At 69.4% G+C, this 13639-nt stretch carries 12 protein-coding genes; 7 read left to right on the top strand and 5 right to left on the bottom strand.

What is annotated here, in order from left to right; all coding sequences use genetic code 11:
- Positions 1–89: 89 nt before the first annotated feature.
- Entirely contained in the window at positions 90–1646 is a 1557-nt protein-coding gene (locus GV015_RS07055) for an amino acid permease (RefSeq protein ID WP_159877594.1), read from the bottom strand.
- A 239-nt stretch (positions 1647–1885) separates the two neighbouring features.
- On the opposite strand from GV015_RS07055, the gene GV015_RS07050 reads away from it, so the two are divergent.
- The 5 genes from GV015_RS07050 (at position 1886) to GV015_RS07030 (ending at position 7158) form a co-directional block, all read left to right on the top strand.
- Positions 1886–3253, top strand: coding sequence for a glutamine synthetase family protein (locus GV015_RS07050; RefSeq protein ID WP_159877592.1), 1368 nt, complete (start codon positions 1886–1888; stop codon positions 3251–3253).
- On the top strand, positions 3240–4082 hold the full coding sequence (locus GV015_RS07045; RefSeq protein ID WP_159877590.1) for a gamma-glutamyl-gamma-aminobutyrate hydrolase family protein: 843 nt from the start codon (positions 3240–3242) through the stop codon (positions 4080–4082). Before GV015_RS07050 ends, GV015_RS07045 begins: the two co-directional genes overlap by 14 nt.
- On the top strand, positions 4079–5443 hold the full coding sequence (locus GV015_RS07040; RefSeq protein WP_137242375.1) for an aldehyde dehydrogenase: 1365 nt from the start codon (positions 4079–4081) through the stop codon (positions 5441–5443). The genes GV015_RS07045 and GV015_RS07040 overlap by 4 nt, the downstream gene beginning before the upstream one ends.
- Positions 5444–5551: 108 nt before the next feature.
- A complete protein-coding gene (locus GV015_RS07035; RefSeq protein WP_201299371.1) occupies positions 5552–6340 on the top strand; it encodes a 3-oxoacyl-ACP reductase in 789 nt (262 codons plus the stop codon).
- Positions 6341–6393: 53 nt separating this feature from the next.
- Complete coding sequence (locus tag GV015_RS07030) at positions 6394–7158, top strand: FadR/GntR family transcriptional regulator (protein WP_124768611.1); 765 nt, start codon at positions 6394–6396, stop codon at positions 7156–7158.
- Positions 7159–7248: 90 nt separating this feature from the next.
- Here the strand turns inward: GV015_RS07030 and GV015_RS19230 are convergent, their stop codons facing one another.
- Positions 7249–7371 (bottom strand): hypothetical protein, encoded by a 123-nt coding sequence (locus tag GV015_RS19230; RefSeq protein ID WP_255376692.1) that lies wholly within the window; start codon positions 7369–7371, stop codon positions 7249–7251.
- 71 nt (positions 7372–7442) lie between these two features.
- Between GV015_RS19230 and GV015_RS07025 the strand changes: the two genes are divergently transcribed.
- A complete protein-coding gene (locus GV015_RS07025; protein ID WP_079704995.1) occupies positions 7443–8393 on the top strand; it encodes a LysR family transcriptional regulator in 951 nt (316 codons plus the stop codon).
- A gap of 90 nt (positions 8394–8483) precedes the next feature.
- Here GV015_RS07025 and GV015_RS07020 read toward each other — a convergent pair whose 3' ends face one another.
- Entirely contained in the window at positions 8484–9182 is a 699-nt protein-coding gene (locus GV015_RS07020; protein ID WP_079704994.1) for a DedA family protein, read from the bottom strand.
- A gap of 170 nt (positions 9183–9352) precedes the next feature.
- Between GV015_RS07020 and GV015_RS07015 the strand changes: the two genes are divergently transcribed.
- Positions 9353–10228: an exodeoxyribonuclease III gene (locus GV015_RS07015; RefSeq protein ID WP_071262231.1), complete on the top strand. Its 876-nt coding sequence runs from the start codon at positions 9353–9355 to the stop codon at positions 10226–10228.
- A gap of 26 nt (positions 10229–10254) precedes the next feature.
- Here the strand turns inward: GV015_RS07015 and GV015_RS07010 are convergent, their stop codons facing one another.
- Together GV015_RS07010 and GV015_RS07005 are read right to left on the bottom strand one after the other, a co-directional pair.
- A complete protein-coding gene (locus GV015_RS07010; protein ID WP_159877588.1) occupies positions 10255–11835 on the bottom strand; it encodes a DUF4832 domain-containing protein in 1581 nt (526 codons plus the stop codon).
- 159 nt (positions 11836–11994) lie between these two features.
- Positions 11995–13587 carry an amino acid permease gene (locus tag GV015_RS07005; protein WP_201299370.1) on the bottom strand — a complete coding sequence of 531 codons (1593 nt, stop codon included), beginning with the start codon at positions 13585–13587 and terminating at the stop codon, positions 11995–11997.
- Positions 13588–13639 lie beyond the last annotated feature (52 nt).

Raw genomic sequence — 13639 nt, 5'->3', positions numbered from 1 at the left:
AGGAGAGCCCCGGCGTGTCGGGCACGACTCGCCGGGGCTCGGGGACGCCACACCGCCACGTCCTGCGTCGGGGCGGCTGCGTCCGGGGGTCAACGCGCGGTGCCGGAGCCCGAGTCCTCGGGACGATCGGCTGCGAGCAGCTCCGCCTCGGTCGCGCCGCCGTAGCCGTCCGTCTCCGGGTCGCCGTGCAGGCCGCCCGAGACCGCGTACTCCTCCTCCGGCGACATGACGAGCCGGTGGCGACCCCAGACGGCGAAGGCGACCAGCATGACGACGTACACGACGACGATCGCGATGATCGCCGGCAAGAACGTCGGATTGAGCAGGAAGCCGACGAAGATGAGCGCGGCGATGACGGCCGCGATGACCGCCCCCGGCACACCCCAGGGGCTGCGGTAGGGCCGCTTGGCGTTCGGGAACTTCTTCCGCAGCAGCAGGAACGCGATCATCTGCATGAGGTACGCGAGCACCGCACCCCAGACCGCGATGTTCAGCACGATCGCCCCGGCGACGCCGCCCGATCCGCCGGCCGCGTCGACGATGAGCAACGCGATGAACCCGATGATCGCCCCGGCCACGAGGGCGACCCACGGCGTCTGCCGCTTGCCGGTGAGGGAGAGGAACCGCGGGTAGTACCCGGCGCGGGACAGCGAGTACATGTTGCGACCGTAGGCGAACATGATGCCCTGCAGCGAGGCGAGGAGCCCGATGAGGGCGAAGAGGGCGAGGACCGCCGCCGCACCGTCACCGACGATGGCCCGGAAGCCGTCGAGCAGGGGCTCCCCTGCCGTCCCGGTCGCCTCGGCACCGATCACGCCGGTGTTGAGGAAGAGGACGAGGAGGCCGGTCACGATGAGCGTGCCACGAGCCCAGAACCCGGCCTTCGGGATGTCGCGCACCGGGTTGTGGGACTCCTCCGCCGCGAGCGGCAGCTCCTCGATGCCGAGGAAGAACCACATCGCGAAGGGCAGGGCGAACAGGATCGGGAGGACGCCGTGCGGCAGGAACTCGGTCTGGCCCGCGTCGGGGGCGATGTCGAACAGGTTGGCCCAGGCGAACTGGCCGGAGAAGATCGCCATCGCGGAGAAGACGAGCAGGATGCCGATGGAGATGATCGAGACGACGATCGCGAAGCGGAAGGAGATGCTGGCGCCTGCGGAGTTCAGCGCGATGAACGCGACGTACAGGATCGCCCACCACACGGGCGACGGCATGGAGAAGCCGAGCAGCTCGCTCGTGATGGCGTCGGCGTAGGAGGCCGAGAAGTACACGATCACGGCCGTGGTCGCGACGTACTCGATGGTCTCCGCGAGTCCGGTCACGAACCCGCCGAGCGGTCCCATCGCCGCTCTCGCGAAGGAGTAGGCCCCGCCGGTGTGCGGCATCGCCGCGGCCATCTCCCCGATCGAGAAGATCATGCCGTAGTACATCGCGACGAGGATGACGAAGGCGATGAGCATGCCGCCGAACCCGGCGAAGTCGATGCCGAAGTTCCAGCCGGAGAAGTCGCCGGAGATGACCGCCGCGACGGCGAGGCCCCAGAGGCCCCACACCCCGGCGGACCGCTTCAAGCTGCGTTTCTCGAAGTACCCCTCGCCGGCCGCGGTGTAGGTCACCCCGGAGATCTTGCGCGTGTCGTCAGCCATCGATGCGTCCTGTCGCTCGGGTTGCGCGCTCGTCGGGCTCGCACAACGTCCTCAGATTCGGTTGGCCCGACTCTAGGACCTGCAATGGTCGCGTGTACATACCTTTGTGAGGAAATCCGTCTCACAAATGCTTCGATGCGCTGGAGGTGCTGTGATGTAATGGTCGAGTTCGCGACCTTTCAGTTCTCCATCGAGGCAGAACGCCCACGACGGGTCCCCCGGATCAACGAGGAGCTGCCATGCACCCACGCTCAGGAAACCTGACGCTCGAGGAGCTCACGACGGCCGTCGCCGCGCGCGAGATCGACACCGTGATCCTCGCGTTCACCGACATGCAGGGCCGACTCGTCGGCAAGCGCGTCTCGGCCCGCCTCTTCGTCGAGGACGTCGCCGAGCACGGAGCGGAGTGCTGCAACTACCTGCTCGCGGTCGACGTCGAGATGAACACCGTCGACGGCTACGCGATGTCGAGTTGGGAGCGCGGCTACGGCGACATGGCGATGATCCCCGACTTCTCGACCCTCCGCCGCGTGCCCTGGCTGCCGGGCACGGCCCTCGTCACCGCCGACCTCCAGTGGCTCGACGACGCCCCGGTGGTCGCTTCGCCCCGTCAGATCCTCATCGCCCAGCTCGAACGGCTCGCCGAACGCGGCCTCGTCCCGTTCGTCGGCACGGAGCTCGAGTTCCTCGTCTTCGACGACACCTTCCGGGAGGCCTGGGCGAAGGACTACACGAAGCTGACCCCCGCCACCGACTACAACATCGACTACGCGATCCTCGCGTCGACCCGCATGGAGCCGTTGCTGCGCGACATCCGCAACGCCATGGACGGTGCCGGCATGTACTGCGAGGGTGTCAAGGGCGAGTGCAACCTCGGGCAGCAGGAGATCGCGTTCCGCTACGACCACGCCCTCGTCACCTGCGACAACCACTCGATCTACAAGAACGGGGCGAAGGAGATCGCCGACGCCCACGGCAAGAGCCTCACGTTCATGGCGAAGTTCGACGAACGCGAGGGCAACAGCTGCCACATCCACATCAGCCTCCGCGGCGAGGACGGTTCGGCCGTGTTCGCGGACCCCGACGCGCCCGACGGCATGTCGAAGCTCTTCCGGCACTTCCTGGCCGGGCAGCTCGCCGCGATGCGCGAGCTGACGATGTTCTTCGCCCCGAACATCAACTCCTACAAGCGCTACGTCGACGGCAGCTTCGCCCCGACGGCCGTCGCCTGGGGACACGACAACCGCACCTGTTCACTCCGGGTCGTCGGCCGGGGGCTCGGCATGCGCGTCGAGAACCGGGTGCCGGGCGGCGACGTCAACCAGTACCTCGCCGTCGCCGCGCTCATCGCCGCCGGACTGCACGGCATCGAGAACGAACTGGAGCTCGAGGACCCGACCAGCGGCAACGCCTACACGGGCGGCGCGCCCCGCGTCCCGACGTCGCTCCGGGAGGCGGCCGAGCTCTTCTCGCAGTCGACGATCGCCCGCGAGGCCTTCGGCGCCGAGGTCGTGGACCACTACCTGAACTTCGCGAAGGTGGAACTCGCCGCCTTCGACGCCGCGGTGACGGACTGGGAGCGGGTGCGCGGCTTTGAACGCCTCTGACCCGAACGTCTCAGCGACGGACCCGCCCGTCTCGAGCGCCCCGCTCATCGGCATCACGACCTACCTCGAACAGGCCCAGACCGGGGTGTGGGACGTCCCGGCGTCCTTCCTCCCGAAGGTGTACCTCGACGCCGTGACGGATGCGGGTGGGATCGCGGTCCTCCTCCCACCCCAGCCGGTCACCCGTGCCGTGGCCGCATCCGTGCTGGCGCGGCTCGACGGCCTCATCGTCTCGGGTGGCGCCGACGTCGACCCCGGCCTGTACGGGCAGGTCGCCCACCCGCGCACGGGTCGGCCACGGACCGACCGGGACGCCTGGGAGGAGGCGCTGCTCACGGCGGCGATCGACGCCGAGCTGCCGTTCCTCGGCATCTGCCGTGGCGCGCAACTGCTGAACGTCGCGCTCGGCGGGACGCTCGTCCAGCACCTCCCCGACCTCGTCGGCGACGACTCCTTCCAGCCCGGCGAGGGTGTCTTCGGGCCGAAGACCGTCGCGATCGACGCCGACTCGCGGCTGGCCGCGCTGCTCCGGCAGGACGACGACGAGCTCGACGTGCACGTCTACCACCACCAGTCGATCGACCGCGTCGCCGACGGACTCGTCGTCACCGCCCGCACCGAGGAGGGCGTCATCGAGGCGGTCGAGCTGCCGACGGTCCCCTTCGGTCTCGCCGTGCAGTGGCACCCCGAGGAGGAGACGGCCGACCGGCGTCTCTTCGCCGGGCTCGTGGACGCCGCGCGTCGACACCGCGACGCCGGGACCACCGCAGGACTCAGCACCAGCACCAGCACCACACCCGGCACCGAGAGCAGGAGCACCGCACCGTGAGCTACACGATCCTCAATCCGGCGAACGAACACGTCGTCACGACCGTCGAGCACCTCGACCTCGCCGAGACGGACGCCGCCATCGCCCGCGCCGCCGTCGCCCAGCGGTCCTGGGCGGCCGTCAGCCCCGCCGACCGCGCCCAGGCGCTCCGCCGTTTCGCCGCATCGGTCGACGCCGACCGCGAGCACCTCGCGAGCCTCGAGGTCGTCAATTCGGGCCACCCCATCACCCAGGCGCGGTGGGAGGCCGGTCACGTCCGCGACGTGCTCGAGTACTACTCGGCGTCACCCGAACGGCTCTTCGGTCAGCAGATCCCCGTCGCCGGCGGCATCGACCTGACCTTCCACGAACCGCTCGGCGTCGTCGGCATCATCACCCCGTGGAACTTCCCGATGACGATCGCGGCCTGGGGCTTCGCGCCGGCGCTCGCGGCGGGGAACGCGGTGGTCCTGAAGCCCGCGGAGTGGACGCCGCTCACGAGCATCCGCCTCGGCGAACTCGCCCTCGAATCCGGCCTGCCCGAGGGCCTATTCCAGGTGTTGCCTGGCCGCGGGTCGGTCGTCGGCGAGCGCTTCGTCACGAACGAGACCGTCCGGAAGGTCGTCTTCACCGGATCGACCGCCGTCGGCAAGCGCATCATGGCCGGCGCGGCCGAGCAGGTGAAGCGGGTCACCCTCGAACTCGGCGGCAAGAGCGCCAACATCGTGTTCGCAGACGCCGACCTCGAACGCGCGGCCGCCGCCGCCCCCTACGGCGTCTTCGAGAACGCGGGCCAGGACTGCTGCGCCCGGAGCCGGATCCTCGTCCAACGGAGCGTCTACGAGCGGTTCATGGAGCTGTTGGAGCCGGCCGTGCAGGGTGTGGTCGTCGGCGATCCGAACGACGAAGCCACCGAGATGGGGCCGCTCGTCTCCGCTCCGCACCTGGCCGCTGTGCGCTCGTACGTGCCCGAAGGCGCGCCGGTCGCCTTCACCGGGAGCGCCCCGGACGGCCCGGGGTACTGGTTCGCGCCGACCGTGCTGACGCCCGGCCGCGACGACCGCACCGTCCGGGAGGAGATCTTCGGTCCCGTCGTCGCCGTCCTGCCCTTCGAGGACGAGGCCGACGCCCTCACCCTCGCGAACGACACGGAGTACGGCCTCTCCGGCTCGATCTGGACCCGCGACATCGGCCGTGCGATGCGGGCCGCTCGAGCGGTGGAGTCGGGCAACCTGTCCGTCAACTCCCACTCCTCCGTCCGCTACTCCACCCCCTTCGGCGGGTTCAAGCAGTCGGGTCTCGGGCGCGAGCTCGGTCCCGACGCGCCGCTCGCCTTCACCGAGACGAAGAACGTCTTCCTCGCCGTCGACCCCGGTCCCTGAGCTTGTCGAAGGGCCGCACCACCCCGGATCCGAGCACCACCCCGGTCCCCGAGCACCACCCCGGAACCTGAGCTTGTCGAAGGGCGGGGCAGAGAGAAAGAGCACCACATGACCATCACCCCCATCGACCTCACCCAGCGGCTCGCCGGGAAGGTCGCCGTGATCACCGGCGGCGCGAGCGGCATCGGCCTCGCCACCGCGAAGCGCTTCGCCGCTGAAGGCGCGACCGTCGTCATCGGCGACCTCGACCCCACGACCGGCCAGGCGGCGGCCGAGCTCGTCGGTGGGCTCTTCGTCCAGGTCGACGTGACCGACCAGGCGCAGGTCGACCACCTGTTCGACACCGCGGCCGAGACCTACGGCTCGGTCGACATCGCCTTCAACAACGCCGGCATCTCCCCACCCGACGACGACTCGATCGAGACGACCGAGCTCCCGGCCTGGGAGCGGGTGCAGGACGTGAACCTCAAGTCGGTCTACCTGTGCTCGCGCGCCGCCATCCGCCACATGGTGCGGCAGGGGAAGGGCTCGATCATCAACACGGCGTCGTTCGTCGCCGTCCTCGGTTCGGCCACCTCGCAGATCTCGTACACGGCGTCCAAGGGCGGAGTGCTCGCGATGAGCCGCGAGCTCGGCGTGCAGTTCGCGCGGCAGGGCATCCGCGTCAACGCCCTCTGCCCGGGTCCCGTCAACACCGCGCTGCTGCAGGAGCTCTTCGCGAAGGATCCGGTGCGCGCGCAGCGGCGACTCGTGCACATCCCCATCGGTCGGTTCGCGGAGCCCGAGGAGTTGGCCGCCTCCGTCGCCTTCCTCGCGAGCGACGACTCGTCCTTCATCACCGGGTCGACGTTCCTCGTCGACGGTGGCATCTCCTCCGCCTACGTGACACCGGAATGAGCTGACGACATGCCCGGGCTGGGGACGCGACCCCGGGGAAATAGACTGATCCGATGAGCGAGACGCGGAAGGGCGACGAGGCGACCGAGGTGCTCAGCGCCGAGCTCCTCCTGCGTCCGGGCCGCGCCGGGAACGCCTTCGAGGAGACCGTCCAGCGGCTCCTGCAGTCCATCCGTCTCGGGCTCATCGAGCCGGGCGGTCGTCTGCCTGCCGAGCGGGAACTCGCGACGATGCAAGGGGTCAGCCGAGACACCGTGCGGGATGCGATCGCCGCACTCACCGAGGCCGGTTACCTGACCTCGCGGCGCGGGCGCTACGGCGGGACGTTCGTCATGGACGAGCTGCCCGACGACGAGGCGATCAACGCGGCCGACTCCCCCGAGGTCGGCCGGGTCACGATCTCGGCGGCGGAGATCGAGGACACGCTCACGCTCCGCAGCATCCTCGAGGTCGGTGCGGCGCGCGAAGCGGCGCAGTGCAAGCTGTCCGGCGCCGACCGCGAACGCCTGTGGCAGGCGCTCGGAGACTGCCGGGACGCGGCGCCCGCCGACTACCGCCGCCACGACTCCCGCCTCCACCTGCTCATCGCGGAGCTCGTGGGTGCCCCCAGCCTGCTCCCGCTCGTCGCCGAGTCACGCATGCGGGTCAACGAACTCCTCAACGGCATCCCGCTGCTGGCCGTGAACATCGCGCACTCCGACGAGCAGCACGAGCGCATCGTCAAGGCGATCCTGCGCGGTCACCCCGAGGAGGCGGCGCAGGCGATGGCCGAGCACGTCGCCGGCTCCGAGGCGCTCCTCCGCGGCTTCCTCGCCTGAGCGCCTGTCGCGGCGCGGACATGGAACGACCTCCCGGCGACGAGTCGCGAGGAGGTCGGATGCGCCGGCCGGGCCGGCGGGTGCGAGGTCCTAGAAGGACTTCGGGTAGGTGCGGGCCGGGATGGCACGGTAGCCGTCGCGCTTGACGACGACGACCGATCCGACGGCTGCACTCGCAGCGAGGAGGGCGATGATGCCGAGATAGATGGTCATGGTTCTATGAAACGCCTGTCAGCCGTGAAGGACAAGCGAACAATACTGACGCTACTCGGTAGCATCGCTACATGGATGTCCGCCGACTCGACCTGCTTCGCGAACTCGCCGAGCGCGGCACGGTGCACGCCGTCGCCGAGGCCACGCATCGGACCCCGTCCGCGGTCTCCCAACAACTCAAGGTCCTCGAGCGCGAGGCCGGCCTGCCGCTCACCGAACGGCGTGGTCGCGGCCTCGTCCTCACCGACGCCGGCCGGGCACTCGCGGCCAGCGCCACGGACGTCGCCGTCGCGATCGAGCGGGCGACGAGCGTGTGGGACGAGTACCGCAACCGTCCGATCGGCACCGTCACGGTCGCGACCTTCCCCACCTTCGGGCAGATGGTCGTACCCGCCGTGCTCCGCACGCTCGAAGCGGTACCCGGCCTGCGGGTCGTCGTGAGCGACCGAGACCCCGACCTCGAGGACTTCCCCGACCTGGCGGCCGACTTCGACATCGTCATCGCGCAGGCGATCAGCGGCGAGCGCAACTGGGTCCGTCGCGGTCTCCGCATCACGCAGCTGCTCTCGGAGCCGCTCGACGTCGTGCTGCCGGTCGGGCATCGCCTCAGCGGCCAGACCGTCCTGACCCCGGCGGACCTCGCGGACGAGTCCTGGATCGGCGTGCCGGTCGGCTATCCGCTCGACCGCCTGCTCCGCAGCATCGAGGCCGAATCGGGCGGCGAGCTCCGAGTGGTGCAGCGGGTGAGCGACAACCGCATCGCCGAGGCGATGGTCGCGGCGGGCCTCGGTATCGGCCTCCTCCCGCGATACACGGCCAGCGGTCCGGAGCGCGGCATCGTCCTCCGTCCGCTCGCGGGGCTCGACGCGACGCGACGGATCGTCGCACTGTCGCGTCCCGACCGCGCCGAACGGCTGGCGGTGCGGACCGTCCTCGACGCGATCCGCGTGGAGGCGCAGTCGGTCGCCGCTTCGCACACCGCGCCGGAGCCCGAGGAACTCACCACGCCCCGCTGGGTGTGAGCGGGACCGTTCTCAGGAGTCCGTCGGTGCGCCGGAGGCGGCGACGACGGACACACCGCAAGAGTCCTGAGAACGGTCCCGCGGCGCCGGTCAGCCCTCGGCCCGACCGGCGCCGCTGCGCTCCCGGCGGTACCGCTGCACGCCGCGCCAGACCGCGACGCCGACGGCGATCACGACGCCTGCGATGACCACCTTCTGCAGGATGCCCGCGTACTCCTCGACGATGTGCCACTGCTCGCCCAGGAAGAACCCGGCGAGCACGAAGATGGTGTTCCAGATGGCGCTGCCCGCGAAGGTGAGCAGGGTGAACCGCAGGACCGGCATGCGTTCGACGCCGGCGGGTACCGAGATGAGGCTCCGGAAGATCGGGAGCATCCGCCCGAAGAACACCGCCTTCGAGCCGTGCTTCTGGAACCAGGCCTCGACGCGGTCGACGTCCTCGACGTGGACGAGCGGGACCCGCTCAGCGAGGCGGCGCATGCGGTCACGTCCGAGGACGGCGCCGATCGCGTAGAGGGCCAGCGCGCCGATCACGGAACCGGCCGTCGTCCAGATGAGGACCTCGACGAGACCGAGCTTGCCCTGACTGGCGGCGAATCCGGCGAGCGGCAGGATGATCTCGCTCGGCAACGGCGGGAAGAGGTTCTCGAGGGCGATGGCGAGCCCGGCTCCCGGACCACCCAACGTCTCCATGAGGTCGACCGCCCAGTCGGCGACTCCTCCGAGGGCACTGTCCCCTCCGGTCGAGGCTGCGGACAGGCTGAACGTGGCGGCGGTGGACGTCGTCATACCCTCGACGCTACGCGACACCAGCTCGCCATCCCTGGGAACCTCCGCTCAATCCCCACCCGTCGGCTCCACCGAACCGGTCCTTTCTCAGGACCTCTCCGGCATGGCGACCCTCCCCCGGGGCGACACGCCGGAGGTCTCCTGAGAAAGGAAACCGATAGCGTTGGGGCATGCGCATCGCCACCTGGAACGTCAACTCGATCCGTACCCGCGTCGGCCGCGTGGTCGACTGGCTCGTCCGAGAGGACGTCGACGTCCTCGCCATGCAGGAGCTCAAATGCAAGCCCGAGCAGTTCCCGATGGAGGCCTTCACGAAGGCCGGCTACCAGGTGGAGCTGCACGGGCTCAGCCAGTGGAACGGCGTCGGCATCGCCAGCCGCCTACCGATGGAGGACGTGCAGATCGGCTTCCCCGACATGCCGGGCTTCGGCAAGCCACCGGCGAGCCTCGCGCTGGACGGTCCCGGCTTCGACGCCGACGGCCTGCCGCTCGAAGCGCGAGCCATCGGCGCGACGGTCGACGGCGTCCGCCTCTGGAGCCTGTACGTCCCGAACGGCCGCGCGGTCGGCGACCCGCACTACGACTACAAGCTCCGCTGGCTCGCCGCGCTCGAAGCCGACACCCGCTCCTGGCTCGCCGAGAACCCCGAGCTGCCGCTCGCACTCATGGGCGACTGGAACGTCGCGCCGCTCGACTCCGACGTCGGCGACCCGAGCTTCGGCCCGGGCTCGACCCACATCTCGGCACCGGAGCGCGCCGCCCTCGCAGCCTTCGTCGACGCGGGACTCCAGGACACCGTCCGACCGTTCGTCCCCGAGGGCTACACCTTCTGGGACTACAAGCAGCTCCGGTTCCCCCGCAACGAGGGCCTCCGGATCGACTTCATCTACGGCTCACAGGCGTTCGCGGACCACGTCGTCGAGGCGTCGATCCACCGCAACGAGCGCAAGGGCGACAGTCCGAGCGACCACGTTCCCGTCGTCGTCGACCTCGACTTCACCCTCTCCGAGGAAGAGGACGACGACTCGCCGATGATCTTCGGCTGAGCCGGCGCCCCCTCACTCGAGTCCGGTCAGGCGTTCCGACGCCGGCGGGCGAGCAGGAGCGCGAGGGTTCCGAGTGCCACCACGCCACCGCCGAGGACCGCGGGAGCGAGCGACGAGACGCCCGTGTCGGGCAGCCTGGCCGCAGCACCGGCCACCGGTTCGGCCATGACGACGCCGTCGGCGCCGACGGTCACCTGACGCTGCAGGCTGTTCACGCCGGTCGCCGCGTCCCAGGTGCCGACGTTCGCCGTCTGGACGGCGTAGAGCGGGTTCGCCGCGACCGACTCGTGCGTGGCCGGCAGCGACAGCGCCGTGTCGTAGCGACCGGCCGGGACGTTGGCGAGTGACGCCTGAAGTGTGACGGTCTCCCCCGCACCCCAGGTGCGGGCGTCCGAACCGAACGGGACGCGCACCGTGCGCTCGGCGTTCGACAGCACGAGGTACGCGAGCCGGCTGTTGTACGGAGCCGCCCAACCGTCGTTCCGGACCGTGAGCGAGAGCGTGTCGTCCACGACCGAGCTCTCCGTCATCACGAAGCGGTAGCCGAGTCGCTTCGCGGTGGTGTCGAGGTTCTCCTGGCCCCAGGACTGCAGGACGTCCTGGAGGTAGTCCCAGTTCAGGTAGCTGAAGTTGTATCGCTCCATCTCGGCCGAGGCGGTCGCCCACTCCGACCGCGGCGGGTTCACGTTGCAGGTCTCGCCGCCGACCGGCACCCAGTCGCTCTCCTGCGCGAGGTAGTCCTGATCGAGGGAGATCGGGTCGGACAGGTAGGTGCCCCAGTCGTCGGGTGCCGCGAGGAAGCAGTCGTTGTGGTGCCCGATGCGCGAGATGGCGCTGCCGTCGAACGCCTGCGCCTCGGTGATGGCCCCAGCGGTTCCGGACGGCACCCCGAGGATGTTCTGCTTCATGTTCATGGTCCGCACCTGGATGGAGCGGTCAGCTGGAACCGCCTCGAGGAGCGCCTCGACGACTGCGCGACGCTTCGCCCAGTCCTCGTCCGTGAGGACACCGGGGTTCGCCGGGTCCGCGGCGAAGTGGTCCGTGTAGTAGCCCTCACCCCAGAGGCCGACGAAGCCGGCCTGCACGACCGAGATGACGTCGGCGTTGTCCTGGAAGATCGGCGTGAGCTGCTCGATGTGGGTGAGCACGATGTCGAGCGGTGCGTCGCCGTAGGGCGGTGTATAGGGCCAGTCACCGCCCGCCAGGTACGCGAAGCGGGGGATGATCGAGATGCCGGCGGTGCGAGCCGCGTCGAAGTCCGCCTGGACGAGCGCGAGCCAGGCCGGGTCGAGGGTCGGCTCGGCCACGAATCGTTCCATGTAGAAGACGCGGACGAGTTCGGTGATGCCCTCCTCGCGGTAGGCCGCCAGGGTGGCGACGTCGAGCGGCGTGTACCCCGGCCCGCCCTCGGTCCCCTCGGGGTGGTAGTGAGTGTTGTTCGTGTGGTCGAAGCCGCGCTCGGGATTTGCGATGATCGCATCGCTCGGCTCGTAGGCGACCGTGTCGGCCGGGGTCGGGGCAGGTGCTTGCGCCGCAGCGCTCAGCGGTGTGGCGACGACGATGCCGCACGCGGCGAGCACGGCGACGAGACGGAGACGACGGTTCACGGGAACTCCAGCGGGGTCCGGTGGTGCACGGAAGAGGTTGCCCACATCCTGCTGAACCGACACCCGAGGTGCAAGAGAATGCTCGAAACCGACCCGAAGTGATCACTATCGCTTAGCGATTCACCACGAAGCACTGACTCGCCGCCGTTTCCGCTCGCCCTATGAGCGAGGCGCGCCCCCGCGCTTCCGCTTGTTCGCATCGATGGCGGGACGCTCCGCGACCACCGGCCAGGTGCCCGTGTGCCCCTCGCGTGCGGCCGCAGCGGCGAGGATCCGCGGCTTGGCGGCGAACCATCCGACGATGAGCAGCGGGATGAGCACGACGAGGGAGGCGAGCACCCAGCGGCCGGTCTCCGAGAACCCCATCGTCACGAGGACGAACGCGAGGAACGCCAACGTGAGGTACGACGTGAACGGCGCCCCGAAGAGGCGGAACGACGGCCGCTCGACCTTGCCCTGCTTCGCCCAGCGCTGCAGCTGGATCTGGCAGAGGATGATCGTCGCCCACCCGCCGATGATGCCGATCGCCGAGATCTCGAGCACGATTTCGAACGCCTTCGACGGCACGAGCGCGTTGAGGCCGACACCCAGCAGGGTGAGTGCCGCCGTGAGCAGGATGCCACCGAACGGGACGCCGTTCTTGCTCATCTTGCCGGTGAACGCGGGGGCCGAACCGTTGACGGCCATCGACCGGAGGATGCGGCCGGTCGAGTAAAGCCCCGCGTTGAGGCTCGACAACGCCGCGGTCAGGACCACGAAGTTCATGACCGACGCCGAGATCGCCCCGGCCTGCTCCGACCCGATGTGCGAGAAGAAGGTGACGAACGGGCTCTCGCCGGCCTCGTAGGCCGTGTACGGGAGCAGGAGCGAGAGGAGCAGCACTGAGCCGACGTAGAAGATCGCGATGCGGAAGATGACCGTGTTGACGGCCTTCGGCATGATCTTCTTCGGCTCGGCCGTCTCACCGGCAGCCGTACCCACGAGCTCGATGGCCGCGTAGGCGAAGACCACACCGGAGATCGCGATCATCGGGGCGAAGGCGCCGACCGGGAACAGCCCTCCGTTGTCGCCGATGACCGAGAACCCGACGGCGCCGATGTCGGTGCGTCCGCCGAAGACGATGAAGCAGACGCCGACGATGAGGAAGATGACGAGCGCCGACACCTTGATGAGCGCGAACCAGAACTCCATCTCTCCGAACAGCTTGACGGAGACGAGGTTGAGCGCCAGCACGACCACCAGGGCGGCGAGCGCGAAGACCCACTGCGGGAAGTCCTCGAGCTCCTTCCAGCCGAACAGCTTGCCGAAGGTCTTGATGTAGAGCGCGGCCGCGGTGACGTCGACGATCGAGGTCATCGCCCAGTTGAGGAAGTACAACCAGCCCGCGCCGAACGCCATCTTCTCGCCGTAGAACTCACGCGCGTAGGAGATGAACGAGCCCGAAGACGGACGGTGGAGGACGAGCTCGCCGAGGGCGCGAAGGATGAGGAAGGCGAAGAACCCGCAGAGCGCGTACACGAGGATGAGCGCCGGGCCGGAACTGTTCAGGCGACCACCCGCGCCGAGGAAGAGTCCGGTGCCGATCGCGCCGCCGATCGCGATCATCTGGATCTGCCGCGGCTTGAGGGTCTTGTGGTACCCCTCCTCCTCGCCGGAGAAGTCCTGCACGGCGAGCATCTCGTCACCGACGGTCTCGCGGGATGCGGCCCAGTCTCCGGAACGTTCGTGTCGTGGGGTCGTGCCTTCGGTCATGTCGTCCCATCGGGTCGGGTCCGACGGGGCTCCGCCGGACTGGACGGTGGTA

Origin of the sequence: Plantibacter sp. T3 (genome assembly GCF_902506515.1) — a bacterium.
Lineage (GTDB): Bacteria > Actinomycetota > Actinomycetes > Actinomycetales > Microbacteriaceae > Plantibacter > Plantibacter auratus.
The sequence above is the reverse complement of the archived record's forward strand: the minus strand, read 5'-3'. Positions and strand labels throughout refer to the sequence as shown.